The following is a 26,502-nucleotide window of genomic DNA, read 5'->3' on the forward strand; positions in this document are numbered from 1 at the left end:
CATCACCGTTTCCGGCACCGATTACAACGTAAACAGCGCCATCTCAACGGTTGCTGCGAATGCAACGGAAACCTTCACTGTCAGCCTTTCAGGAACCAACACAGGCAACTTCAGCGCTACCGTAACCATCACAAGCGACGATGCTGATGAAAACCCTTTTACATTCCCGGTAAGCGGAACTATCACGTTCCCCGAAATCAATGTATTTGCTGGTAATGACAACACGGCATCAGCTATTTCCGATGACCAAACAGAAACAATTAGCTTTGGATCCGCTGTTAAAGAGACTGACGTTTCCAGAACTTTCACTATCGAGAATACCGGCACCAGTACTCTTAACGTGAGTAGTGTGATTGTTTCCGGATCAGATTTCAGTGTTTCCAGTGCCATTACTTCCGTCGGAGCAAATGAGTCAGCCAACTTTAGCATCACCCTTTCAGGAGCAAATGCAGGCACCTTCAATGCGACAGTAACTATTGCGTCTGACGATGCGGATGAGAGTCCTTTCACCTTCGTTATTACCGGCACAGTCACGTATTCAGAGATCAATATCTTCGCTGGCCCAGACAATACTGCGACGATGGTCACAGACGGGCAAACGTCGCCAGTGGATTTTGGCAGCATAGTTCAGGGCAATTCCATCACTCGTACTTTTGCCATACAAAATGCAGGCACCAGTGTGCTCACGGTGAACAGCATTACATTATCCGGCACCGATTTCAGCGTTTTCAATACCATCACCAGCATTGCCGCTGGCGCCACAGAAACATTCACCATCACACTGTCGGGGAACAACACAGGAAACTTCAGCGCCGATGTAACCATCGGCAGCGACAACAGTGGTGACAGCTCATTTACCTTCCCGATTACAGGCTCGATTACCTATCCTGACATTGCTGTGTTTGCCGGAGAGAGCAATTCGGGAGAAGCTGTATCTGATGAACAAGCCACCCCTATTAACTTCGGCAGTGCTATTCAGGAAAATAATATCGTTAGAACATTTGCCATTGAAAACACAGGCACAAGCAACCTCAACATCAGCACCATCACTGTCGACGGTACAGACTTCATAGTCAACAGCACCATCGCCGGTATTTCACCCGGAAACACCAAAATGTTTACAGTAACTCTATCTGGTGCCAATGCAGGCACGTTCAACGCCACAGTTGCTATCATCAGCGACGACCTGAATGAAAGCTCTTTTACATTCCCCATAACCGGCGAAATATTATCTGGAGTGCCTCTGGTACCTGAAATAGAAGTATTTGTGGGAAGCAGCGACACCGGCACAAGCATAACTGATGGACAATCCACAGCCATTGAAATGGGTACCACCGAACAGGGTGCCGACCTGGAAGCGGTCTTCACAATCAAAAACACGGGAAATGCTGCGCTCGAAATCTCAGGCATCACCTCTTCAAGCGAAGTATTCAGTATTCTGTCGTCAATAACAAGCTTACTGCCGGGAACAACCGGGCAGTTTACAGTAGTGATGGACGCCTCGGCGGGGGGAGATTTCACTGCAACTATTTCCATTGCCAGCAATGACGACGATGAAGCAGATTTTGACTTTTCGGTCAGTGGAAAAGTTGAATTTGAAGAGATGCAGGTAATAGAGGAAAGCAACAACAAGCTGATCACTTCCAACACACCAGTCAACCTGGGCACGACTCAGTTTGGAGACCCTATTTCCAAAGTATTTTTTATCGCCAACCCGTCAGAAAATGAAATCTTGATAATTCACTCCGTTGAAATCACAGGTGACGAATTTGAGGTGGCGCAGGTACCAGAAACCGTTGAAATTGGCGAAACAGGCCTGCTTGAGGTAGTGCTTCGGGCAACAGCCGAGGGAAGTTTTTCGGGTACCGTGACGATCAAAAGTAACTTCGCTGATTTTGTTTTTGACGTGTCGGGTGAGGTTGGGCCCAGAAACAAGACCATTCATGTCTTTAACGTGCTTACCCCCAATGGCGATGGAAAACATGATTTTCTGAAGATTGAGCGCATTACCGAATACGCAAATAATTCGGTTTCCATTTTCACCAAGGCAGGCAAACTGGTGTATCAAGCTGACCGGTATGACAACATAGATATCAAATTTGAAGGCAATGGGAATGTTGGCAGCAATCAGGCCCTGGATGCCGGCACTTATTATTACCTAATCAAGCTAGAGCGTGGGAAAAATGAATCCGGATTCATTCAGCTACTAAGAGACTAAATATGAACAGACACCTCTACTTATTCTTAGTTTTACTTGTAGCTGGGCGTTGTTTTGGACAGAATGTAGTACCGTACAGCCTGTACCTGATGAATCAGTCAACTCTGAACCCTGCTTATATTGGCGTGAACAGCCTAGCCAATGTCACAGCGATATCGAGGAAACAATGGCTGGGCATCGATGGGTCTCCCCTTACCACCACGTTAATGGGATCGAGCACCATTTCCATGCACAGTGCTGCCGGCTTGCGGCTTATGAGTGATAGTTATGGTATTAATACCGACACTGAAGTAATCGCCAACTATGCCTATCATATCAATTTCGACGATGACCATAACCTCTCGTTTGGTCTTCAGGGAGGCTTTCTTTCCTCCACCATTAATTACGCTAAGTTAGATGTCGACGTCTTTGACGACCCGTCGGTAGGCACTGGGAAGCAGTCGGAGTTTACGCCTAGCTTTGGCTTTGGCGCCATGTATAAGTCAGATTTCTTCTATCTCGGCGTGGCTGTTCCTCAGGTAACTAATTCCAATCTGCAAACCAATGGCGTCCAAACACGGAACCTGTATCAAAGTTACAACGTAACCGGCGGGTTCATCATCACCACCGTACGAACCTTAAAAATTAAACCTTCCTTTCTCGTTAGCTATTCTCACAACGATCTCCTGGTGGATTTGAACGGTCAGGTGCTCATCGACGAAAAGATATGGCTGGGTGCCTCCATCAGAAACTTTGGTGCTGGCGGAGTGAATATCCTATTCACAGAAAACAATATGTTTCACTTTGGCTACTCCTTCCAATTTCCGTTCAATGAATTGGCTACCGTGGGATATGGAACACATGAAGTGATTGTTTCTGCCGACCTCAAGCTTGGCAAAAGACATGACCTTTCGGGTCGGTATTTCTGATCTATGAATGCGTTGATTGCTGGACCAAAAACCACATAGATAAACCGTGCGCCATCCGTTCGTGCACCAGAGCGGGTATCAAGTCAAATTCGGTTACATATTTCCAGACTGATCGAAACCTACTTGTCATATACATTTGCGTCCCATCGTGCATCAGAGGCATAATGGCTTTCTAGTCAATTAGATGTACTTTTAGTGTCCGCCGTTCATTTGGCGACACCGATGTTTAGCCAAAAAAAGAAATTCAGGACAAGACAAATAAAGACATGGATGAAACTGATCCTCGAACGCTGCCTATCTTCAAAAAAGGACAAGAAATACTCGAAACTGTCCGGCTTATTGGAAATCTAATTCCTGAGGATGACGAGATGTTACAAGATATCAAGGGCCATATGCTGTCGGATGCTGCATTGCTCACAGTAAAAGTAGCCGGCGCAGAAGCTGGCGACCTTTACGACATCAGAATGGAAGCAGCGGCCATTATCCGAAAAGCAGCCAGAGACTTAATGGTGCAAAACCACAGTCTCGACATGCATGGGTTTAAAGAAGTGCGATACTACCAACTGGTACGGGATCTGATAGAAGAGTATCGGCTGCTCTTCATCGATTGGGTGGCAGGATTTGACACAGATAACTATATCGTCGACCAATGGGGCTTGTTTAATCCTCCCGGAATTGGGCCTTTTGACGAAAACGATGAGTAAACGTCGCTACCAATTTTTTGATTCTGATGTGCCTCAAAATAGACGCCCTAAACCATCAGACATCACCATAGCGTATTCCCAAATATTCAGTTAAATTGAGAGTGTAAACCTATACCTATGAAACGATTACTCCTCATTTTCCTGGCAGGAATTCTCCTCACCTGCCAGCCCCTCCAGGATCCGGCTTCCTCTGCGCTTACTATTGGCACCCCGAAGGCTGCCGGGTTCTCTCCCACCCGATTGGCCAGAATCGACACCTCTCTGCAGGACTGGGTAGACAAAGGCTGGATAAATGGGGCAGTTGGCCTGATCGCACGAAATGGTAAAATTGTTTATTACAAGGGCGTTGGTTACAACGACATTGAAACGAAAGAGGTGTTGGACAAAGAGGGCATTTTCAGGATCGCCTCTCAAACCAAAGCTATCACCAGCGTGGCCGCCATGATGCTGTACGAGGAAGGAAAATTTCTGCTGGATGACCCGGTGGCGAACTACATATCCTCCTTCAAAAATGCTCAGGTTTTGGATACGTTCAACCCGGACGACACCACTTACACCACGGTTCCGGCGAACAGAGCTATTACCGTACGAGATATTCTTACTCACACCTCCGGCATAGACTATGCACAAATAGGCAGCCAGGAGGCGCAGGCAATTTATGCTAAAAACAATATCACTGCCGGGTTGGACGTGTATGAGGGAACCCTGGCGGAGGCAATGGGCAAACTGGGCAGCCTGCCTCTTGTGCATCAACCAGGCGAGCGATGGACGTATGGGCTCAATACTGACTTAGCAGGCCGTCTTGTGGAGATCTGGTCCGGGATGACTTTGGAGGAATTCTTCAACGCCCGCATTTTCAAACCACTGGGGATGGAAGACACCTATTTCAATATCCCTGAAGTGAAGGCTGACCGTTTGGTGAATTTCTTTTTGGAGGACTCCACCGGTTTGAAAAAAAGTGAACAAGCCCTGGGTGGCGATATGAACTTCCCGCTTCGTAAAAAAAGCTATTTCTCCGGTGGCGGTGGATTGTCGTCTACCATTTACGATTACACTATTTTTCTACAGATGCTGTTAAATGGTGGTGAGTACGACGGAGTGAGACTGCTTTCCCGCAATACTGTGCGCATGATGACAATGAATCAAATTGGAGACGTGACATTTGGGGTGAACAAATTCGGGTTAGGATTCGAGGTCGTTTCAGCAGCAGGAAGTGGCAAATCCCCATCCAATGAGGGCACCTACAGTTGGGGTGGAGCATTCTCCACCAGTTATTGGGTTGACCCGAAAGAAAAAATGGTGATCCTTTTCTATCAGCAAATGTGGGGTTCTCATACCAACACGACTGGCAACACCTTTAAAGTGCTGGCTTACCAGGCACTGGTTGATTGAGTGTGTCCGGAAAAGCAGATTAATTGAAGGTAGTTATAAAATAAATCACGGCTACTCCGAAGGCTTAAAGAAAATGAAAATTTGAATGATCACCCCGATCACGATAAGCACAGCAATTTCCAGCTTGGCGATCATATCGCTATTCTTTATTGCCCGGTTTGAGTAGTGAATTTGCCTGATCCCCTCGGCTAACTGTATCTCCGATAGCACGTCCAAATCGTTGCTGACCCTATCAAACTGAGCTTGTATATTCTCAATATATCCTTTTTGTTCGGAGGGAGACTTGCCAAACAATTGCTTTTCGGCCTTCAATAGCCTTTCCAGGTTGGCCTGAAGCGACTCAAAGTACTGCGCCTCTTTCGGGGTAAGCTCCGTAGTGTTGTATTTCTCAATAAGGCTTTCTATTGAGTCGTTTGCACTTTGGTTTGCCTTCGCTATTCCCTCCAAGTCGTCGGTATAAAGTGATTTATTCTTATACTGCAACTGGCGGGAAATTTTATAAATATAGTCCTTGGCAACAAGCCGGTCGTCGTAAACGGTTTCCAGCGAACGCTGCACAATGGCAAAATGATTATTGTCCATGATGTTTGTGGCCAGCACAAGCAAAAACACCACAAGCAGCGCCGCAACAATCTTGATCTTTTGGAAATGGGTCAGTTTACGTATCATATCGGGTCAGTTTTCACAAGAGTTACGTGAACTCTACCATGTGGGTTAGTTTTCTCTGATCAACAGCTACGTCTGTCTTGCAAGCGGTATTGTATCATGCTATTCTATAGTTCACGTGGGCATTTTTCGAAACCTTCCTTCTGATCTTTAGTTTTTCTGTCTTTGTGCATTGGTCTCGACAGTGTCTACTTTACATACACCGTTTTCACATTCACGAACTCCATCATGCCATTTTTGGCCAGTTCACGGCCATAGCCCGAACTTTTAGTGCCGCCGAAGGGCAATCGTGGATCCGACTTCACCAGCTCGTTGACAAAATAAGCGCCATCGCTGATGTTCTCCGCATGACTAAGGGCCTTTTCAATGTCGGTCGTACAAACCGTGGTACCCAAGCCGAATTTTGACTGCTCAGCCAAAGCAAAGGCATGCTTTTCATCTTTGGCTTTGATCATTGGCGCCAGCGGTCCAAATGTTTCCTCGTCAAAGGCAGGCATGCCCGGAGTAACATTCGTTAAAATGGTAGGCTCGTGAAAGCATTCGTTTTGCTTTCCGCCGAGCAAGAGCTTCGCCCCTGCTTTGATCGACTCCTGCACCTGCCGCTGAAGTTGATCTGCCAAATCCTTGCGAGCCAGGGTGCCTATCTGAGTGGTATCATCCATCGTGTCACCAGCTTTCAGTTTGCCGACGGCCTCCACATACTTTGCGACAAACTCGTCGAACACAGCTTCAACAACAATAAACCGCTTGGCGGCAATGCAGCTCTGACCACAGTTCATCATTCTTGCCGTGAGTGCCGTCTGAATGGCTTTTTCCATGTCGGCATCCTCCAGCACGATAAAGGAGTTGCTTCCTCCCAGCTCAAGAACGGTCTTTTTCAAGTACTTTCCAGCTGTTTGAGCCACCGACTTACCTGCACCTTCGCTGCCAGTAAGCGTTACTGCCTTTACTGTATCATGGGCGATGACGGCTTCTATTTTCGTATGATGAATAATTAGGTTTTGGAACACTCCCTCAGGAAAACCGGCTTTTTGAAATACACCAGCTATTTGCTCAGCGCAGCCAAAAACGTTGGGGGCATGTTTGAGCAAGGCAACGTTGCCAGCCGTGAGAGAAGGCGCAGCGAAACGGAAGACCTGCCAGAAAGGGAAATTCCAGGGCATGATGGAAAGGATACATCCCATGGGATCGTGTCGCACGAAGCTTTTTTGCGCCTCCGTCTTTATCACTTCATCAGCCAGGAAGTCAGCGGCATTCTCAGCGTAGTAATCGCAAACCCATGCACATTTGTTCACCTCTCCTCTTGACTCAGAAATTGGTTTACCCATTTCCAGCGTGATCATTTTTGCATACTCCTCCACATTATCCCGCAGCACAGCGCCCGCCTTTGCCATCAAACGGGCTCGTTCAGCAACAGGTACCTTTCTCCATTTATCGAAAGCACTCTGAGCCTTTTCAATCATCAAGTCGACTTGTGGCGTGGTTTGCTCTTCGTAAGTTCCTATTACCTGTCCGTTATAAGGATTAATGCTCTTGAATTCCATTCATCTCAATTTAATGACTAATGTAGTCAGTAACTACCCACTCTCTGTAATTGATTCTACGATACAACAACAACGCATTTTTAGCATTCACTAATAACATTTCCGCTCTCTGCAAATGATGGCATTTGCTGGTTTAATCCATCATTATCGTTCTTGCACTTAAAAATACAAATCGATGATCTTGAAAGCTTCTGATGATTGAATAATTTGTCGTTTGATATCAAAACCGAAGCAGACCATGCCCATGCAACCAGGTACCAGTAACCACCCTCTAAGCTTTACAAAGACGGAAGAATTGCTTGCCCGTAGAAAAAAAGTGGTAGCCAACGGCGTAAGCGTTTTCGTGCCTTCCTCGGTCATGGAGGCGCACGGAGCCACCATTGTTGATGCCAATGGAAACGAGTTGATCGATTTTGCCGGAGGTATTGGAGTTACCAACGCTGGTCATTGCCCGCCGCCAGTAGTGAAGGCTATTCAGCAGCAGGCAGAAAAGCTGATCCATGCTTGCTTTAATATTTCCACCTATGAGCCCTACCTCGAACTAAGCGAAAAATTGGCTTCGCTTTTCCCGCACGGCGACAGCACGAAAGTGATGCTGACCAACACCGGTGCTGAGTCGGTGGAAAATGCCATCAAAATTGCCCGTCAGGCCACCAAACGACCTGCAGTGTTGTGTTTCAGCGAAGCATTTCATGGCCGCACTATGATGGCCATGACGCTCACTTCCAAAATTAACTATAAAACTGATTGCGGCCCCTTTGCTCCAGAAGTGTACCGCTTGCCCTTCCCCAATTTCTACCACGATGGGCAGGGGCTCAGTGAAGATGATTTTGCGGAGCAGGAACTTCAGAAGCTTTACGATTCCACGCACACACTGGTCGATCCTAACAGCGTAGCTGCCATCATTATCGAGCTTGTACAGGGCGAAGGAGGCTTTAATATAGCTCCGAAAGCCTATGTAGAGGGCTTACGTGCATTCTGTGATGAATATGGCATCATGCTCATATTCGACGAAGTGCAGAGTGGATTTGGAAGAACCGGGAAATGGGGCGCTTATGAGCACTACGGCGTTACACCTGACATTTCCACCTGGGCAAAGTCATTGGGGTCAGGCATGCCCATCGGAGCAGTGATTGGTAAACAGGAAGTGATGGACGCTGCCGCCGTAGGAACAATCGGAGGTACCTATCTGGGCAATCCAGTTTGTTGTGCCGCAGCTATCGCCACGATCAAGTACATGGAAGAGATCAATTTGAACGAGAAGGCCCTGCAGGTGGCTGAGATCGTAAATAATCGCTTCCTGAAGCTAAAGGAAAAGTGCCCGGCTATTGGAGATGTCAGAGGACTTGGTGCCATGCAGGCGATTGAGTTTGTGGAGAACGGCGACCCTAACCAGCCCGATGCTGACACCGCAGCAGACCTTACCAAAGCATGCCTGAAAAGAGGCCTGATTCTGTTAACCGCAGGCACCAACAAAAATGTAGTGCGTGTACTCAGTCCACTTGTTATTTCCCAAGAGCAGCTGAATCAGGGGCTGGACATTATTGAGGAGGAGCTATTAAAACTAACAACATAAATACCAAATACTAGTCTAGTGCAGAGTGGGGCACATTTTTCACCCGCCCTCGGTATTCGATATTGGAAAAAAATGCCCCGGTGTCCTCCAACTCAGGCTCAGTATTTCACTAAAACGTCTACATCATTTGACACTGGCGAACCAAAATCGGGTCGGCCTTCCTTCCACGAAAAAGGCTGAATCCTCACCTGTCGGCTATCCCAGCCGCCTCCCTTGACCGGCATGGCATGGTACACGATATAGTCCTGCCCACCGCTTTCTACGAATGACGCATGCCCTGGACTGATCACTTGTTCTGTTCCAGAAAAGACAGGGTTTTCGCCTTTGACCCACGACTCTGGGAGTATAGGATCGCCTCCTTTCAGTTCAAGCAAACCCAAACAATAACTGTCGGACCAGCTGCCGCTGGCAGAATAGACAATAAACATGCGACCACCTTTCTGCAAAACTTGGGGACCTTCGTTGATGGTAGGCAATTCGTCGCTGGAGCCCCTCTTTTCCCATTCAAACTCCGGGCTGGATATTTTCACTCTTTCCGAGCTTATAAGCGTCGGGCTGCTCATCTCAGCAATGTACAAGTGTTGAGCTTCGTTGACTTCACCTTCCCAGCCTGACCAAACAAAGTACATTTTACCATCAAGAGTAAACACAGTGCCATCAATGGCCCACTTGTCTGTATCATCACTTACCTTACCGGCATAAGAGAAGCCGGCATGTGGCATATCGGCTGAAGATGACAACGCATGCATTCTGTGATTTTTGTTTTCTCCATCATCGGCCGCAAAGTAGACATACCACTTCTCATCCAACCGGTGGAGCTCCGGTGCCCACACCTCTTTTGAATACATGCCTGAGTCAGGAGCCTGCCAAATCATGTGTTCCTTAGCCGTATTCAAATCAGAGAACTTCTGAACCGATTTCACATAAATGCCTACACCTTTGGCGTAGCAATAGTGAAACGTGCTGTCCTGCCGGATGATCCATGGATCTGCTCCAGAGTCGACAATAGGGTTGGTTACAATTTCCTCAAAAGATGCATCTGTCTCTTTTGGCTGACTATTGCATGCGACCAGAAAAACAGCAAATAGGCTAAAAATGCTTTGTCTCATCATTGGAGTCTTGGACGATTTTCTTTAGCTGCCTAAGTTAACAGCTAAAATCTAAACCGGAAATGAAGCAAACTATAAGCAATGCCTCAAGCTCTCAGTTCCTCCATGTCAGCCAACATCTCCTGTAGCCTGTTCATCACGTTCCCATAAACCAGCTTAAGCTCAAACTTGTAAAGGCGGCCGCCGAAAAAAGCGAGAAAACAGGCCACAACCATCACGCCTATGATACCAACGAGGGGAAGCCCGCCAACCAAATAGGTTTGAGGATAATGGGCCATTAGTTTATTCATTAGTGCCTCACCCAACGTCCTTCCTTCAACGTCAAAAAACCAAAAACCAGCCAGAAGAGAAAGAAACGCCCAGGGGTAGTTAAATGCCGACATTTTTGTATTGATGGAAATTTGCTTTTGCATCCAGGCATCGAAAGCTTTGAGGTATTGATAGCTGCTTACGCTTTTATCAATTTTCTTTAATCCATTCGAAAGCCGTTTGTTAACGACTGCCACCGCATTGAGAAGCAAAAACATGGGTACCCCCATATAAGGCATGCCGAACAAAAAACTTACCGGCAACAACACAACAGAAAAAATGAGGATGGCGATCAGATTAATCTCAAACATCCTTTTAAACTTATCAACAATATGCTTCGACTTTTGGCTGTATAACTGATTGATCTTAGGTGCCACCAAAGCATCGCTCACCAAAAACCCTTCTTTCCAAATAGCTTCAATTGACCTTTCCATCTAATATTACTTTTAGTCGATCCTTGATTCGTTTAATCCGCACACCAATATTATTGGCATTGGTGCCGGTTATCTCGGCGATTTCCTGATAGCTCTTTTCGTCGAGGTAGAGCAAAACCACTCCTCTATCAACCTGAGAAAGCTGTTTGATGGCAGCATATAATTCGTTGAGCGACTCGTTGGCAAATGCCCGGCTATCTTCCGTGGCCTCATCCGGCAGGTAGTCGGACGCAAAATGATGCGGGTCGTTTTTCCTTTTCTTCAATAAGGTAAGGCAAACATTCAAGGCAACCCGGTACACCCAGGTCGACCACTGCGACTCCTCTCTGAAATTGGCATGACTCCTCCAAATCTGCAGGCACACCTCCTGATAGTAATCTTCAAAATCTTCCTGAGTATTGGTATATGCCCGGCAAATCTTGATGATGATGCCCGAAAACGGCAAAATCATGGACGTATAAAAGTCGCTGCTCAAATCTTTTACCTTGGTTGGTGGCCAAAGTTGGGGATTATTACACCCGGGGCATTCCCTTTTTGATGTTTTTTGAGGAGCGGAGGTGGAATCAACTGTTATTGATCACAGCGTCGACAAGTGGCGTTTGCGCTCAGTTATTTAAATTCAACATTTAACACCCTATCTTGTGCTTCGGCCTGAGCGTCGAGATACCTCCCAACAACCAAACCAAAAGCGATTCCAAAACTAATCCCGAGAGAGCTGCCGAGCGTTCTGTCAATCATCATTCCAAACATGCCACCAAAAGCCACGCCAAAGGCAATCCCCAGTGCTGTGTAGTGGCCTTTTGCGATAAGAGAAAATTTGTCTTTCAAAAATTGCTGAAACTTTGCCAGCTTCTTTCTTAGGTGTCTTTTTCTGTTTTCCTGGTAGGCATTCAATTCCATAACGTCCAACTCGCTTTCTACTGTGGCAAGATCCTCTGCTGATAACTGTCGGTGTTGCAAGTCCAACAGAATACCAATCATGTTTTGTAAAACCTTTATCTCAGACTTTTTCTCAGTCTGGACTTCCTCGGCTTTAAGTAAATCAATGGCTTCAGCTATTTTCATAATCGTTTTCTCTGGTTAGTGGCCAGCGCACAAAAACCTTACACCTCTTTGAATCTTTTTTTCAAATTGAAAGATTCGATTACCATATTGCCATAAGCCCCGCTCTTGATATAAATGCAATTTACCTGCAGGCAACCGACTTGCTATTTGCCATGTTCAGACTTTTTCTCTCCCTTCTTCAACAACTCATCCAGGCTACTCAGGTGTTGCGTCCAGTACTTCTCAAAGTGGCCTATCCAACTCTGAACCTCTTCGAAACCCTTAGCATTGAGGCTGCAAAGCCGTTCCCTACCCCTTTCTTCGATATTGATGAAGCCCGTATCTACCAGCACTTTGATGTGCTTTGACACTGCTGGTCGGCTTATCTCAAAAGCGTCCGCCAGGGTGTTGATGCTGCTCTTTTCCTTGGTGAGCAGCATCAGTATCTCCCTGCGGTTTTTGTCGGCAAGGGCCAGAAAACTATCGTACTGTGTGTGTGTCATGTTGTATTTCATTAAGCGCTTTCATCAGGCGCTTGCTGAAGAATTTACCCCAGCCTTTTTCCATGATAAAGGCAGTAAAGGCCCCTTTAAGTCCCTGGAAGCCTGTATGAGAAAGTTGAAGCTCCGTGCCGCCGTTCTTCTCCACCAGTTTGTAGGTAACAACAGTATCCAGCGACAGCTCGCCAGGTCGTGGGCCACCCTTGAGAGCGTAAGCCAATTTCTCTTTTGGCACTACTTCAAGCACCTCCAGGTACATAATGCCGTCCCAGCCCCGGCGGGCTTTTTGGGTTGATGTCCATTGAAACCCTGGCTCCGCCTGAAAAGGCTCGTCTCTATGAATAGTACTCCACTGTTTCAACAAATCTGCGTCGGTCAGGTATTCCCAAATAGTATCGATGGAATGCGGATAAAACCATTTTAAGTGTATTTCCTTTTTCATTGCACTATGCGTTTTTCTGGTTCAAACTCCATGTGTTGCCGTCGGGGTCTTCAATCGAAGCAAACTTACCCCAGGGTGTGTCGTCAATCTTACCAACTTCGATGCCATTGGCAGCCAACTTTTTAACGTCGCCTGCGATATCGTCGGTGTTAATCACCACCGCCTGAAGGCTGCCCGCAGGCATCTTCGGAAACCATGTCACCAATGTGATGCTCGTTTCTCCTTTGGGAAAACCCATCTGTATCCACAGCTGATCACCCTGAAATGGCGCTTCTACCACTATATGAAGTCCCATTTTCAAATAGAATTCCTTTGCTCGCTGCTGGTCTGACACCGGCACTGATAGTACGTCGATCCTGTTCATACTGCTATGCGTTTTTATGTTATGTGAATCAAAAGTTACGCAATTATATATGTAACTTTTGATTCACGCAATTTTTTTTAGTTTTTTTATGCCTGGTTGGGGTTCAAGGCACAATCAGTCACAAGTGAAGCTTTATCGCAGCGGTAGTGATTGATATAAACTTCCGATAAACTTTCCTTGATTCGTATGAAGGAATGCCAGGGTATTCGCCTTACCGCAGGATGTCCGCATTCACCTTCACATTCTCCAACGTGAAATCCTTAACCAGGCTCTTGTCAAAAGCTGGGTTGACAGCCTTGATCGTCAGGTTTTGGAAAGTGAAATCAGACAGCCGGTCGTGCTCGGTAATGGCCACATCGAAAAAGATCTCGCAGTCGAGGTCGATATTGCGCATGGTAATGTGATCTGAGTACGACAATGGCACCTCTTCCCTGCCTTTCAGGTCAAAAAACTGCGTCCAGGGCTTTACATAGATAAAGCTGTAGGCATTGCCGGTAATATTCTCAACGGTCACATACTCATACTTCTGAGGTGTATCAGGCCGCATTTTGAGCCATAGCAACCTCCTGGCTTCATTTACGTGGCTATTGCGCAGCACAACGTTCTTGTCGTGGATAGACTCACTGCCAAAGGTCAGCGCTGAGTGGCAAAAGCCAAACTCGCAGTCTTCAATGAGGATATTGGTGTTCTCTCCATTATTGGCATTAGTGTCAGCAAATGGCCCCTTTCCTCCCTTGAGAGCAATGGCATCGTCGTTGACCGACATGTAGCAACCTTTGATGAGTACGTTGGAGCAGACATCCAGATCAATGGCATCGGTGCTGGGCGCTTTCACCGGCGCATGTGGAGAAGAAATATGCAGGTCAAGGATTTTCACATTGTTGCACTGGTAGTAATGGCTGGTCCAAAAGCCCGAGTTGTGCAAACGGACGTCCTGCACCTGCACATTGTCGCTACCCCAAATAAACACCAGGCGTGGCCGTGACACCTCTAAATTGGTGCAGTTAGGGTCTTCCTCTCTGCGTTTCCAGAACGCTTCCCAATATTTCAGTCCATTACCATCAATAGTGCCTTTACCGGATATCGTGAAACCATCAACACCGTAGGCATTCACCAGCGCTGGAAAGTAGTCGAGGTTTTGGCCTTCCATTCTGGAGGCCATTTTAGGATAGTGAGCAATATTGTCAGAGCCTTTGAGGATAGCACCTTCAGACACATACAAATGTGTTTGGGGCTTAAAAAACAGCGCTCCGCTTAGAAAAGTACCTTTCGGGATGATTATAACGCCTCCGCCATTACTGCTGGCTTCGTCGATGGTTCGTTGAATGACTTCAGTTTGTAAAACAGTGCTGTCATTAACCACTCCATAGTCGGTAATGGTATAGGGCGTTCCGAGGTCAGCCAATTTCACCTTGGTGGTATCCGAAAACCACTCGGGTATTTCAGTGCCGTCGGGCCAAAGATTGACTTGCTTTGATTCCGGTGAAGTGCAGCCGAAAAATGCTGCAACACCGATGAGGAGTAAAAAAAGGACATTGCTGCTAGCTAGACGAGTCTTCATTGTTTCCGTATGTCGTGCGGAAATATAAGAAATCTCATCCTTTTTAGTGGCATTGCGATTGCCCCATCGTCTTTTATGGGGATAAAGGATGCCCAATCACTTCATGCCACATCAACGACTGGCCCATTGTTCTTCAAGTATGGCCTTTGCATACTATTTTTCAGCGCACACCCACCATCGGCAAAAGCTGGCAATCAAGCGAGCTCATGATCACTGGCTGCCCAGCTTCTTACCCTGGATCTGAATAGTGCATCGGCTTCCTCCGTCCAGTTGTAGTTATCCCTTAAGTATCTGATCGTATGTTTTTCCACCTGTGTGTAATCTTGTCCGTCTGAAATTGTACCAAAAATCTTCTCCGCATCCGCTTTGCTTATGCGTCCATCTCCCTGACCAGCAATAGCCTCATCGGCCATGTTGAGTGTGGCAGCTTTGTACCTGTGGCCATCAATATGTCGGTAGTAAGAGATTTTCCTCAGCGCCAGTTCTTTGCTGACCTCTTCGAGTTCTCTTTCTTTCTCAGCCATTTCAACTTTCAACAGCCCTATTTCCTTTTTGAAATTCTTTGATGCGATAGCGTCCGCCTTTGATACATCATGTCTTCCTGAGGCTTGCTCGTTTGCGCTGACCTTGGCCATTGTAAGTTGCTCACGGAGTTGTTCTAGTTCGCTTTCTCTTTCGTTGGTGATGGAGTGTGCTGTTTTTAGTTCTTGCTTCAGGTTGTTTACTTCCTTGCCAAGCTGATCGTTTTGACGCTGGAGTCTGTAATATTTGGCTTTCCAAAATCGATAGGTGAAAAAGACACCTATGAGGCAGGAAACGGTAAGCAATGCGAGTATTTCTAAGATGGCTAGGATCATGGTTTTGAGGATATGAGTATGGTTACTCGTCTGTTTTTAATTCTGTTCAGTTCTGAGGTATTGGGTACCAGTGGATTGGCTTCCCCTTGAGAGGTAAATGTCAACGCTGGCCAATCGATGGTGCTGGCCTTTAAGGCCGTCATCACATAGTTGGCCCTGCTGAGGCCCAGCTTCATATTGTAGGCTTCAGTCCCCAGGTCGCAGGTATAGCCCGTGATGCTCATGTCTACCTTTCGGCCAGCCAGCAAGGGTTGAAGGCTATCAGCAAACTGCTTGACCGCCCCGGGGTGTATCATGTCCGCCGTGTTTATGTGAAAGGTGAAGGTCTTTGTCAGTTCGATGGGCATTGGCACTTCCGCCGCTGACTTGTCTTCCGCAGCCATAGATGTGACTTCTGCTGCTTTCTTGGGCAGCATCACCAGTTCCTTTTGTGAGTCAGTGTCAAACACTTTGATGTAGTTCACATACAGCCAGGTGCTGAGGGTAGACCAAACCGCAAACGAAACGACTCCGAGAAAAACGTTGATATTCATAGTGGCAGCATAAAACGATGAAATTGATATCACTTTGACCACGAAAAGACCGGAGTAGCCAAGAAACACCTCGAAAAGGGTTTCAAATGATACAGTAAATTTGGACTAAACTCCGTCGTGAAGTGTTTCACGTTCCTGGAAAAGAGTTACATAATTCACAGGTTCAGGCTTAAAGTTGACAATCCAAATGCCCCGCCAGTGTGTTGCCTCCGTTGTGGAGTGCATTGAAAGGAGGCCCCACAGCCAAAAAGCTTCCGGTGCGGGTTTTTAATTTTCCCCTGCCCGACAAGCGACAATTTTGATAAACACGCCGCTTGAGCGGTCGATGAAGTATCTATTTCCTTAGCTATTCAATAACGATTTTGTCAGAAATGAAACTCTTTTAAAGCCCCATTACCACAAATAGTTATCACATTGATAACTAACATTTTAGCAATCACAAAAGACATCGTCGGTAGCGTGTCAAAATGCCTAAGAGCGTTTACCAATATGGCTTCGACGACGACCCGGAAGAGCTTAGTCCTGTGCGCCATTGGTTTGTTCACGGTATTCTGTGGGCGTCACCTGATACACTTCTTTAAAACTTTGCGAAAAATAAGAGTGGGTTTCAAAACCAACGTTGAACGCTACTGTGGCAATACTTTCACCCGCCCGGATCAACTCCGCAGCTTTTTGTAGTCGATAGCGCTTTATCAGCTCATTTGTTGTAATGCCTAATAGCGATTTTACTTTTCGATTGAGCGTGCTATTGCTCATCGCCATCTCCCTTGCCACTGTTTCAACTTTCAGAGAAGTGTCATGCAAACTTCTATCCAGAAAACGATAGAACTTATCAATAAAGGCGTCGCCAACGCTCAATGCTGGTGTCGGTAGTTCAGCAGCCAGGAGTTGTTGCTGATAATGACTAATCAAATTGCGTTGTTGAATCATTGCATTTTGGATACGCAATTCTAATTCGTAAAGGTGAAAAGGCTTGGCAATGTAGCCATCAGCGCCAGCTTCCAGTCCCTCAACTTTTGATTCCTGTGCCGTTTTGGCCGTGAGCAGGATAAAATATATGTGGGAGGTGCGAAGATCTTGCTTGGATTGCCTGCATAATTCATAGCCATTCATTTCGGGCATCATTATGTCTGAAATAACCACATCAGGCAGCCTGTCCAAAAGTATCTCCCATCCCTCCTTTCCATTCCTTGCAGAAACGACAACGTTATTCTCCGAGAGGCTTTCCACAATGAAGGCCCGGAGCTCATCATTATCCTCAACAACCAGTACCAGCGGGACATTTTCCCCTGACTCTGCCGGAGTAAAACTAATGTCGTGTTGTTCCACATCATGCAGCGGCATTTTTATCACCGGCATATACACCGTGAAGCAAGACCCTTGTCCAACAACACTTTCTACAGTTACCTCGCCACCCATCAGGCTGACCAGCTCGTTTACCAGTGACAGTCCGATGCCCGTGCCACCATGCACCCGGGTGGATGTTTCGTCTACCTGATAAAAACGATCAAATAACCTGGGCAACTGCTCTTCAGGGATGCCAATTCCTGTGTCCCTCACCTCTATTCTGAGTTGATCCCCCTGTCCTACCTCCACCGCAAGGTGAACCTGACCATGAGGTTCAGTAAACTTGATGGCATTGCTTAGCAGGTTTTGCAACACTGTCTCCAAATGAGTTTTATCAAACTGATAGAAGCCATCAAGGTTTTTGGATTCAGCTGCAAGCTCAATGTTTTTTGTTTGTGCAATTTCCTGAAACTGGTCGACACAGGATTTCACGAACGTGTCCAATCGCCCGGTAGAAGGATGAGATTGCATAAATCCTGATTCCAGTTTGGAGATATCAAGCAATTCATTCACAAGCTTCAAAAGGTGGCTCCCGTGGCGATAGTTATTTTCCAGAATGGATTGGACCTCTTTGGGGAAATTTTTATCTCGCAGTTGTTTCTCCAAAGGTGAGAGGATCAGTGTGAGAGGAGTGCGAAACTCATGTGTGATATTTGAAAAAAATCTCGTTTTCATGTCGTCAACCTCTTTCAAACGAATATTCTCCCGCCTGTTAAACTCCTCTTCCTGCTGCTTTATAATCTTTTTTCGGTAGCCCCTCCAGTAGATGTAAACCAACGAAGAAAGAGCAAGGCCATATAGTGTAAAAGCCCACCAACTCAGCCAGGGCGGCGGAAGTACTTTGATCGTCAGTTCCCTGACATTGGTACTCCAGGTTCCATTGGTGTTGGAAGCATTCATGGCGAGGGTATAAGTCCCACTCCGTAGCTTGTCGAATTTTATTTTTCTGTCGGTACCGTTGTAAACCCAGTCCTGGTTATAACCACTCAATTTATAACGATACTGGTTCTTTTTGGGGCCATTGAATTGCATGGCAGCCATTTCCAGCAAAAGCGAATTCTCCTGATAGCCAAGCTGAAGCTTTTGTAACTCGTTCAATGGAGTAGTAAGAATCGGATGGTCTTTGGAATAAGACTGTATCTGGTTGTTGATTGAAAGGCTGGTGATTTTTAGCTCAGGTTCAAAATCATCTTCCACAAATTCGTTTGGATCAAAAACAGAGTAACCTATGGTACCGCCAAGCGCAATTCTTCCATCCGGCAGCGTAAACGAATGGTGACGGTTAAATTCACTCTCTATCAGCCCATCTTGCTTATAATAGGCAGTAATCACTCCTGTCCTTTTATTTAATCTGCTGATGCCATTAAAAGTGGCCATCCATAAGTTGCCCAAACTGTCCGGCACAACTGCCCCCACACTGTTGTCTGAGAGCCCATCTTTGGCATTATAAACGTAGCTTGTTTTCTTTGTCGACTTATCCCATTTAACGAGGCCATCTCCTAGCGTAGCAATCCATAGGATATCGGATTGATCGGGGTCTTGAACAATGTCGATGAGGCTTGCATTGTCACTTGCCGGGGAAAAACGCTGAATGATTTCTCCATCTTTAACCTGGTAGAGGGTGTTGTTCACCGAGATCACCCACTGAAAATCATTGTCGACGATCATATCCGAAAGTACTTCCTCAGCCAGACTGTTGATTTCCTTCATTCTAACTTGTTCCGGAGGTGAGAGGTCATTGACCCAACTGTACATCCAACCATACTTTCCGAGTGCCCAGCGTTTATCGCTGCTTTCACCAAGCCCGACAAAGTATTCAATGCTGTTCTCCCCGGTTTCAACCGGTTCTAACTTCTTGTTATTCAGCTTAAATAATTGCCTGGGACCGTCGTAGTTGTAGTAGTCGTACTTTAAATACATCTGTCCTTTTCCTGTAGAAAAGTATCGGAAATCATATGCCCATTGATTGGCTTTCCAGCTAGCTGGCAATTCCTTGGCCGGAACTCCAATTTCTCCCATGAGAATATCGGCCACAAAATTTACCTTATATTCAGTGGAGTGAAAAGAAGGGGTAAGCAGGTTGACTTTGTACAATCCTCCGGTATTAATTCCAACCCACAGCGTATTTGACCGATCAACCAAAAGGCCTGTTACGACAAATTTTTCCCGCTCAGGGTAAGCCCACAGCACCGTGATGCGGTCGTCCTTCTCCACTCTGAAAATATACCCCTGATATTGAAAAACCGGCCTTTGCTGAAGGTCGGTTGTCAAATTGAAAATCTTCGAATTATTTATTACCGGCACATTTGGGACAGAAAGTTCTTGATACCTATTGGTCGTTTCATGGTACATGAACATTCTATTTTCGTAGGCAAACAAGACTTTGCTGTCGGGCAAGCACACAACGGGACATTTGTTTCTTATTCCGGGTTCGTAGTTGAAATCAGCCGGAATAGGAATCAGTGTCAAAGAATCTTTTGTGGTTTTCGCCACAGCAAGGCCCCTATCCGTCATGTACCAAAAGCGACCCTTTTCATCGATGTCAAATCCATACCCAAACTCCGTGCTATCCTTCGAAGCGAAAATATCACTTACCTGTGTCAGCGTGGAGTCAATATGGTAGTACTCAGTACCATTCTTTACGAACCAGTTTTTCTTTGCATTGTCACTGACAAAATAGACAAACCGGGCAGCTTTTGGCCCCATGTTAAACTTGAAGTGCAGGTCATCGGATCTCATGAAGGGCTGTACGTCCCTTTGTACTTCGAAAGTCCTGGGGTTCATCAGATCAACCTTGTAATTAAAGTTCAGTATCCAAAGATTGTTGGCGTCGTCGATAATAAGATCGAGAATTTGAGAGGTAGACAGTCGGGCGGGGTCAGGCGAATTGCTATTGAACTGGAGAAATTGGTGCCCATCGAACCGGGCAAGCCCATTCAGCGTAGCCAGCCAGATAAACCCGTCACTATCCTGGGCCAGGTAAGACACATAATTCTGCGGCAGCCCGTCTTCTACCTCGTAATGCACATAGTTGTTGTACACAGGATCAATCTGTCCGTAACAAGAGCAAGAGAGTAGTAGAACAAAAAGTAAAATGTTGCATTTGAACATCAAACTCAATATAGACAGCAATTTCGGATTATCGTTGAAAAAGTATCATTCACCAGGATGGTTGATATGACCAACTTTGGAACCCCTACTACTCAGTGTACCTGGTGCAGAGCATATTGCTTGCAGCAGCCTTCCTGCGATGCTTTCTTCGAATGACTTGATAGATGCAGAACTGGCAAGTTCTTTATCAAAATCAACACCCCCCCTCCCTTCTACCAAACTTATTAATACCTTTGCGGCCTAATTCGGTAAAATATGATCTCAGTTGATGCGGTGGGCGTCGAATTTAGCGGCACTACCCTTTTTAGCAATATCACTTTCAATGTCAATCCCACCGACCGCATTGCCCTCATGGGTAAAAACGGCGCCGGCAAGTCTACCCTCCTCAAAATCATCGCCGGAGAAAGCAAACCCACCCAAGGCAAGGTAACGGCACCAAAAGAGGCAGTCATCGCTTACCTGCCGCAGCACCTGCTCACGGCCGACGAATGCACGGTGTTTGAAGAAACGTCAAAAGCGTTTTCCAAAATCCTGGACATGAAAAACAGGATGGAAGAGCTGAATCACCAGTTGGAAACCCGCACCGACTACGAATCAGATGCCTACAGCAAGATTATAGAAGAGGTGTCTGAGCTGAGCGAAAAGTACTACAGCATTGAAGAGATCAATATTGATGCGGAAGTAGAAAAGACATTGCTGGGCCTCGGCTTCCTTCGGAGTGACTTCACCCGCTCTACCAGCGAGTTCAGCGGGGGGTGGCGCATGCGCATCGAGTTGGCCAAGATCCTGCTGCAAAAGCCCGACCTTATCCTTCTCGATGAGCCCACCAACCACCTCGACATTGAGTCCGTGCAATGGCTGGAAGACTTCCTCAAAAACAGCGCCGGTGGTGTGATGGTCATCAGCCATGACAAGGCATTTGTGGACAACCTGACCAACCGCACCATCGAAATCACCCGTGGCCGTATTTACGACTACAAAACCAACTATTCCCACTACCTGGAACTGCGCAAAGAGCGCCGTGAACAACAGCAGCGCCAGTTCGACGACCAGGCGAAGCAAATTGCCGACATCCAGGGCTTCATCGACCGCTTCAAAGGCACTTACTCAAAGACTTTGCAGGTGCAGTCCCGGGTGAAAATGCTGGAGAAGATTGAAATAGTGGAGGTGGATGAAGTGGATACTTCAGCGCTGAACATCAAGTTCCCTCCTGCCCCACGGTCGGGCAATTATCCGGTGATCGCCACCGATCTTGGCAAGTCGTATGGCGACCATGTCGTGTTCAAAGATGTCACACTGACCATTGCCCGTGGAGAGAAGGTTGCCTTTGTTGGCAAAAATGGTGAAGGAAAGTCGACCCTGGTGAAGGCCATTATGGGCGAGATTCCAGTCGACGGCACTTTGCAGGTAGGCCATAACAGTGAGATTGGCTACTTCGCTCAAAACCAGGCTTCGCTGCTCGATGAAAAGTTGACCGTCTTCGAAACAGTGGATGAAATCGCCAAAGGCGATATCCGGTCAAAGATCAAAGACCTGCTCGGGGCTTTCATGTTCAGCGGCGACACCATCGACAAGAAGGTGAAAGTGCTCTCAGGTGGTGAGCGCACCCGACTGGCGATGATCAAGCTGCTGCTACAGCCGGTAAACCTGCTTATCCTCGATGAGCCTACCAACCACCTCGACATCAAAACCAAGGACATCCTGAAAGATGCGCTAAAAGCGTTCGAAGGCACGCTTATCCTCGTTTCTCACGACCGTGATTTCCTCGACGGCCTGGCGGCGAAAGTATTTGAGTTTGGCAACAAGCGGGTAAAAGAGCACTTCGAAGACATCAATGGCTTCCTGCGGAACAAGAAGATGGAGAATTTGAAGGAGATAGAGAGAACAAAATAGTCGGCAATTAACGAGGTCACTCTGTGCTGAACCGCACGGAGTAACCTCTTTAATCTTGGACACGCCTAACCTGACTTCGCTAGCGCTTTTTTGACTTTTCTCGTTTGTCTTTAAAATATGCTTTGTCGGCTACATAAATGGTCTTTTTCACCTCACAATAGACTATGGTCTTGTCTCTGTTAGTAAGTGATGTGGTTTTTACGATTTCAATTTCATTTTCCAGTCTCACTTTGCTTCTGATTTCATCGAACTCTTCCAATGAGTAGGTGAAATCGGCGTAGATGTTTTCCCGGGCCGGGCGCTTGAAGAAAATTTGTGCCGATTTGTCCCAAACCACAAAGTCGTCGCCAATGAGGTTCATCAACTGCACCATCGGAATCGGATCCACTGCCGCAAACATACTCCCTCCAAAAATGGAGTTCACATAGTTTCTGTTTTTGTAGCTAATGGGCAGCTTGATACTCACCTCCATTAGATCATTGGAAACATAAATAATCTTAGCGGTGCTTCTTCTGTACATCGGTGATAGGTTGAACCCGTATTTGAAGAGTTTGGATTTACCTACGTACGTAGAGCCTATTTTTGCTATTGTTTGATATATGGACATGCTCAGCCTTTTTTTAATTCTCGCCAATCAGCTCAATATACGTAACAGCCCTTATCTCAGATATACTTCCGAGCAATCGTTGTAGCTGGCAGGCTCTATTATTTCCTTACCCGCACCTGCATTTTCATGAAATATCTACTTACGTAAAAAATAATAGCCCCTCCGATACCTTGTTCGACAACGTGATATATCGTGTTTTTCACCTCATAAAGTATCGATGTCTCGTGTGTGGCTGCCATTGCCAAGCCATGTGGAAACACCCATAAAACCCCAATGATGCAGCCATGCCTTATCCCTTTTGCCCAGGAGTTTTTCCCTTCCGTAGTTGAATAAATATAGGTCATTAAAAAAGCCAAAATAAAATAAGCGATCAAGGTGGTACCCAGCCCTTCGTGGTGCGGATGCATGTCCTTGTTAACGGTTGGCAATATCAAATTGTGGTAGAGCCCCCCTACTACCCACATGCCAAGTCCGGTTAATAGTGCAGAAGCAATAAACCACTTCAGTGTTTTTCCATTGCTCTTTGTTGAAATCTCATTCATAGTCATATCAGTTAGTAAGCTGTAAAATATATGACCGCAAAGCTCCCTTCTCGGCGAGTGGAAAACTTGAACAAACGGACTATTTCAAACTTGTCGAAGGCTTTATTCCAAAATTGTCCTTGAACGTTCTGGTGAGATGCGGTTGGTCTGCAAACCCGCCAATGAATGCTGCCTGTGTTAGGCTGTTTTGCTCATACATAGCAAAAATGGATTTTATCAGCTTGCTGTGGAGGACAAACTTTCGAAATGTAAGCCCTGTTTCTTTCTTGAACAATCGGTTAAAATGGCTTACAGACAAACAAACCTGGGGTGCAACCTCACTTACAGATAGTTTCTGTCCATCGTTCTGCATAATCAGTTCAAAACTCGCCATCACCCTGCAATCAATCTCAATACTGTCACAGTGCAACCTGGGAATCGATGAAACTGCTTGCAACAACTCTTTAATTTTTTGCGGATCATGTCCATCCTGCCGGAACCAGGTTTTTATTTTCCTGAGCACTGAGTCGAAATCAGCAATATCCAGTGCTCTGATAGCACATTTGCCGTCCGACAATTTCAAGCCTTCGCTCGTGTAGGGTACGATATGAATAAACGCCAGGTAGTCCGTTTTTCCGCTCTTAAGACTATAGCTAACATTCTTCTGCACTAAGGCAGCACCATAGACGCCCTCTTTATGCCCTGCTAGCTTAATACTGAAAGTCTCGCCAAATGAAATAATCACTGTGACTGCGTAGTGCTTATGGAAATCAGACTGGATGTTCTTTCCTATAAAAATGCCTCCAATGTCTGAAAACCCTATCTTAAAACTTCTCTTCGCCATTCAGGAGGAACATTTGGTTTTTTCTTTCAATGCGGGGAAAATATTTCGAAAGACTTTCATTTTTCAATGGCCATTTTACCGAATATGTGTGCCACCAGGCTGACAATCTAGCCGATTTTTCGGTTTTGAAAAAAAGTAACACTGTAAGCTAATTATGGAACATACCCTTTGTTCAAAAATAAAAGAGTACTAATTCAAAATCTCTACAGAATCAGATCGTAAATTGATGCAAGATTTTTCCTATTTTCCATCTATGCTCCTGCGCATTTACCAGGTTACTGCCACCCTCTTCGCCTTTTCGGTGCTGCCTCTCACTGCACAAAAAATAGAAAAAGCTAGCTGGGAGCTTGTGAGCAGTGAAAAAGAATTAAGCATTTACACCAGAGCATCCGACGGATCATTGATCAAGGAAATTCAGATCGTCACTACCATTGAAAGCACTATGCAGAGGGTGACCGACCTGCTCAGCGATGTGCCCAACTACAAGGCTTGGGTATATAAGTGCAATGATGCCAAAAGGATCAAGACGACGTCAGCTAACGACTTTCACTACTACGTTGAGACGGCCCTTCCCTACCCTTTCAGCAACAGGGACTTGTCGATCCACTCTACGCAATGGTGGAACAAGGAAACTGGAGTCTACCACTCTCACTCAGTCGCTGCTGCCAACGCTGTTCCTGAAAAAAAGGGAATTGTCCGGGTCACAGAATTTGAATCGAAATGGGAAATAAGACCACGAAACGATGGCAGGGTGGATATTGTTTACACTGCCTTGGCTAACCCAGGAGGAGAGATACCTGTTTGGCTTGTCAACTTGGTCATTACAAAAGGGCCACTGGAAACCATGCAAAAGTTTGCCGAGCTGGCCAGGGTGTTTGAAAGCAGCGAGGATTGACCACCAATTCTTTTTAGCTTCTGTAGTCTGGTAGTATTTGACTCAATAGTGTTTATGGCAACGCTCTTTTTTTTCTTGTTTTTTTTAATTCGGATAAATTTATCCGAATTAAAAAATTGTTTTATATCTTTGACACAAACAAACCACAATGTTCTCAAAAGCCTGTGAATATGGAATCAGAGCCACCTTGCACATCGCTCTTTTGTCGATGGATGGCGTGAGGGTAAGCCTGAAGGATATCGCCAGAGACATCGACTCTCCGGTTGCCTTCACAGCCAAGATTTTGCAACAACTCGCCCGCAACAACATCATCGATTCAGTGAAAGGGCCTGTTGGTGGTTTTGAAATCCAGAAGGATAAAATAGCGTCTATCAAACTGAGCCAAATTGTATTTGCGATAGATGGTGACAGTATCTATCGGGGATGCGGCCTGGGTCTCAAAGAGTGCAATGCGCTGGAGCCCTGCCCTTTGCACGAAAAATTTGTGTTGATACGTAACGATTTGAAGGAAATGCTGGAAACAACCAGCCTGTATGAGTTAACAAAAGGCCTTGATGTGGGCCTCACTTTTCTGAAACGGTAAAAAAATTTGATTCTTAACAAGATAAAAAGGTCTTAAATTCTTAATAATGAAATTCAAGCAGCTGTCATTACCCCTATTCATTTGTCTTGCTTCCAGCACTCCTCTGGCAGATCGGCTGGTTAAACTTTACAAATCTTCATTCTGATGAACAAAGACATTCAAAACAAAGATGACATAAAACTGCTGGTCAACGACTTCTACTCAAAAGTAAGGGAGGATGAATTGCTCAAAGGCATCTTCAATGGCGTGATACAAGACAGATGGCCCGTGCACCTGGAAAAAATGTACAAATTCTGGCAAACCGTCCTTTTGGAAGAGCACACCTATTATGGCAGCCCCTTCGCACCTCACGCACATTTACCAGTAAACAAAGCCCATTTCGAGAGATGGATCGAGTTATTCCATCAAACCCTTGATGAGCATTTCGAAGGAGAAAGAGCCCTGGAAGCCAAATGGAGGTCAGAAAAAATGGCTGAAATGTTTCTTTACAAAATCGAGTACTTCAAAACCAGTGGAACAAAACCCTTAGTATGAATTTAA

25 protein-coding genes are annotated in these 26,502 nt (G+C 46.0%); 9 read left to right on the forward strand and 16 right to left on the reverse strand.

The genetic code is table 11. The features are described 5' to 3' along the window. From RIG68_RS26745 to RIG68_RS26760, 4 genes are all read left to right on the forward strand, one after another. A partial coding sequence (locus RIG68_RS26745; RefSeq protein ID WP_350129735.1) for a choice-of-anchor D domain-containing protein occupies positions 1–2,218 on the forward strand: 2,218 nt, incomplete at its 5' end. A 2-nt stretch (positions 2,219–2,220) separates the two neighbouring features. Beyond that, positions 2,221–3,126 (forward strand): PorP/SprF family type IX secretion system membrane protein, encoded by a 906-nt coding sequence (locus RIG68_RS26750; protein ID WP_350129738.1) that lies wholly within the window; start codon positions 2,221–2,223, stop codon positions 3,124–3,126. A gap of 266 nt (positions 3,127–3,392) precedes the next feature. Continuing rightward, complete coding sequence (locus RIG68_RS26755) at positions 3,393–3,830, forward strand: hypothetical protein (RefSeq protein ID WP_350129741.1); 438 nt, start codon at positions 3,393–3,395, stop codon at positions 3,828–3,830. A gap of 117 nt (positions 3,831–3,947) precedes the next feature. Continuing rightward, complete coding sequence (locus tag RIG68_RS26760; protein WP_350129744.1) at positions 3,948–5,222, forward strand: serine hydrolase domain-containing protein; 1,275 nt, start codon at positions 3,948–3,950, stop codon at positions 5,220–5,222. Positions 5,223–5,273: 51 nt separating this feature from the next. Here the strand turns inward: RIG68_RS26760 and RIG68_RS26765 are convergent, their stop codons facing one another. Together RIG68_RS26765 and RIG68_RS26770 are read right to left on the reverse strand one after the other, a co-directional pair. Next, positions 5,274–5,891 (reverse strand): MCP four helix bundle domain-containing protein, encoded by a 618-nt coding sequence (locus tag RIG68_RS26765; RefSeq protein ID WP_350129747.1) that lies wholly within the window; start codon positions 5,889–5,891, stop codon positions 5,274–5,276. 185 nt (positions 5,892–6,076) lie between these two features. Further along, positions 6,077–7,432, reverse strand: a complete 1,356-nt coding sequence (locus RIG68_RS26770; RefSeq protein WP_350129750.1) for an NAD-dependent succinate-semialdehyde dehydrogenase — start codon at positions 7,430–7,432, stop codon at positions 6,077–6,079. Positions 7,433–7,670: 238 nt separating this feature from the next. On the opposite strand from RIG68_RS26770, the gene RIG68_RS26775 reads away from it, so the two are divergent. Further along, on the forward strand, positions 7,671–9,008 hold the full coding sequence (locus RIG68_RS26775) for an aspartate aminotransferase family protein (protein WP_350129753.1): 1,338 nt from the start codon (positions 7,671–7,673) through the stop codon (positions 9,006–9,008). 98 nt (positions 9,009–9,106) lie between these two features. On the opposite strand, the gene RIG68_RS26780 is transcribed toward RIG68_RS26775, so the two are convergent. The 11 genes from RIG68_RS26780 to RIG68_RS26830 form a co-directional block, all read right to left on the reverse strand. Further along, positions 9,107–10,120 carry a glycoside hydrolase family 43 protein gene (locus tag RIG68_RS26780; protein WP_350129756.1) on the reverse strand — a complete coding sequence of 338 codons (1,014 nt, stop codon included), beginning with the start codon at positions 10,118–10,120 and terminating at the stop codon, positions 9,107–9,109. An 83-nt stretch (positions 10,121–10,203) separates the two neighbouring features. Then, a complete protein-coding gene (locus RIG68_RS26785; protein ID WP_350129759.1) occupies positions 10,204–10,860 on the reverse strand; it encodes a hypothetical protein in 657 nt (218 codons plus the stop codon). Further along, positions 10,844–11,335, reverse strand: coding sequence for an RNA polymerase sigma factor (locus tag RIG68_RS26790; RefSeq protein WP_350129762.1), 492 nt, complete (start codon positions 11,333–11,335; stop codon positions 10,844–10,846). The genes RIG68_RS26785 and RIG68_RS26790 overlap by 17 nt, the downstream gene beginning before the upstream one ends. Before the next feature lie 134 nt (positions 11,336–11,469). Next, complete coding sequence (locus RIG68_RS26795; protein WP_350129765.1) at positions 11,470–11,925, reverse strand: hypothetical protein; 456 nt, start codon at positions 11,923–11,925, stop codon at positions 11,470–11,472. Between the two features lie 143 nt (positions 11,926–12,068). Next, positions 12,069–12,407 (reverse strand): ArsR/SmtB family transcription factor, encoded by a 339-nt coding sequence (locus RIG68_RS26800; protein WP_151996858.1) that lies wholly within the window; start codon positions 12,405–12,407, stop codon positions 12,069–12,071. Then, complete coding sequence (locus RIG68_RS26805) at positions 12,385–12,846, reverse strand: SRPBCC family protein (protein ID WP_350129768.1); 462 nt, start codon at positions 12,844–12,846, stop codon at positions 12,385–12,387. Before RIG68_RS26805 ends, RIG68_RS26800 begins: the two co-directional genes overlap by 23 nt. Positions 12,847–12,850: 4 nt before the next feature. Next, the gene (locus tag RIG68_RS26810) at positions 12,851–13,210 is read right to left on the reverse strand and encodes a VOC family protein (RefSeq protein WP_350073970.1); all 360 of its coding nucleotides are present in this window, start codon (positions 13,208–13,210) and stop codon (positions 12,851–12,853) included. A 211-nt stretch (positions 13,211–13,421) separates the two neighbouring features. Next, positions 13,422–14,771: a rhamnogalacturonidase gene (locus RIG68_RS26815; protein WP_350129771.1), complete on the reverse strand. Its 1,350-nt coding sequence runs from the start codon at positions 14,769–14,771 to the stop codon at positions 13,422–13,424. 194 nt (positions 14,772–14,965) lie between these two features. After that, entirely contained in the window at positions 14,966–15,628 is a 663-nt protein-coding gene (locus RIG68_RS26820) for a hypothetical protein (RefSeq protein ID WP_350129773.1), read from the reverse strand. After that, positions 15,625–16,161 (reverse strand): OmpA family protein, encoded by a 537-nt coding sequence (locus tag RIG68_RS26825; protein ID WP_350129775.1) that lies wholly within the window; start codon positions 16,159–16,161, stop codon positions 15,625–15,627. Before RIG68_RS26825 ends, RIG68_RS26820 begins: the two co-directional genes overlap by 4 nt. Before the next feature lie 516 nt (positions 16,162–16,677). Continuing rightward, the gene (locus RIG68_RS26830) at positions 16,678–20,619 is read right to left on the reverse strand and encodes an ATP-binding protein (protein WP_350129777.1); all 3,942 of its coding nucleotides are present in this window, start codon (positions 20,617–20,619) and stop codon (positions 16,678–16,680) included. Positions 20,620–20,874: 255 nt separating this feature from the next. On the opposite strand from RIG68_RS26830, the gene RIG68_RS26835 reads away from it, so the two are divergent. Next, positions 20,875–22,512, forward strand: coding sequence for an ABC-F family ATP-binding cassette domain-containing protein (locus RIG68_RS26835; protein ID WP_350129779.1), 1,638 nt, complete (start codon positions 20,875–20,877; stop codon positions 22,510–22,512). Positions 22,513–22,591: 79 nt separating this feature from the next. On the opposite strand, the gene RIG68_RS26840 is transcribed toward RIG68_RS26835, so the two are convergent. From RIG68_RS26840 to RIG68_RS26850, 3 genes are all read right to left on the reverse strand, one after another. Continuing rightward, positions 22,592–23,119: a DUF4442 domain-containing protein gene (locus tag RIG68_RS26840; RefSeq protein ID WP_350129781.1), complete on the reverse strand. Its 528-nt coding sequence runs from the start codon at positions 23,117–23,119 to the stop codon at positions 22,592–22,594. Between the two features lie 98 nt (positions 23,120–23,217). Continuing rightward, the gene (locus RIG68_RS26845) at positions 23,218–23,661 is read right to left on the reverse strand and encodes a hypothetical protein (RefSeq protein ID WP_350129784.1); all 444 of its coding nucleotides are present in this window, start codon (positions 23,659–23,661) and stop codon (positions 23,218–23,220) included. A gap of 79 nt (positions 23,662–23,740) precedes the next feature. Then, on the reverse strand, positions 23,741–24,484 hold the full coding sequence (locus tag RIG68_RS26850) for a helix-turn-helix domain-containing protein (RefSeq protein WP_350129787.1): 744 nt from the start codon (positions 24,482–24,484) through the stop codon (positions 23,741–23,743). A 226-nt stretch (positions 24,485–24,710) separates the two neighbouring features. Between RIG68_RS26850 and RIG68_RS26855 the strand changes: the two genes are divergently transcribed. The 3 genes from RIG68_RS26855 to RIG68_RS26865 all read left to right on the forward strand — a co-directional run bounded on the left by RIG68_RS26855 (position 24,711) and on the right by RIG68_RS26865 (position 26,496). Then, positions 24,711–25,379, forward strand: coding sequence for an START domain-containing protein (locus tag RIG68_RS26855; protein ID WP_350129790.1), 669 nt, complete (start codon positions 24,711–24,713; stop codon positions 25,377–25,379). 148 nt (positions 25,380–25,527) lie between these two features. Continuing rightward, positions 25,528–25,962 (forward strand): RrF2 family transcriptional regulator, encoded by a 435-nt coding sequence (locus RIG68_RS26860; protein WP_317492016.1) that lies wholly within the window; start codon positions 25,528–25,530, stop codon positions 25,960–25,962. A 144-nt stretch (positions 25,963–26,106) separates the two neighbouring features. Further along, entirely contained in the window at positions 26,107–26,496 is a 390-nt protein-coding gene (locus RIG68_RS26865) for a group III truncated hemoglobin (RefSeq protein WP_350129793.1), read from the forward strand. The last annotated feature ends 6 nt before the right edge of the window (positions 26,497–26,502 follow it).

This window comes from Imperialibacter sp., from assembly GCF_040222385.1.
Taxonomy (GTDB): Bacteria; Bacteroidota; Bacteroidia; order Cytophagales; family Cyclobacteriaceae; genus Imperialibacter.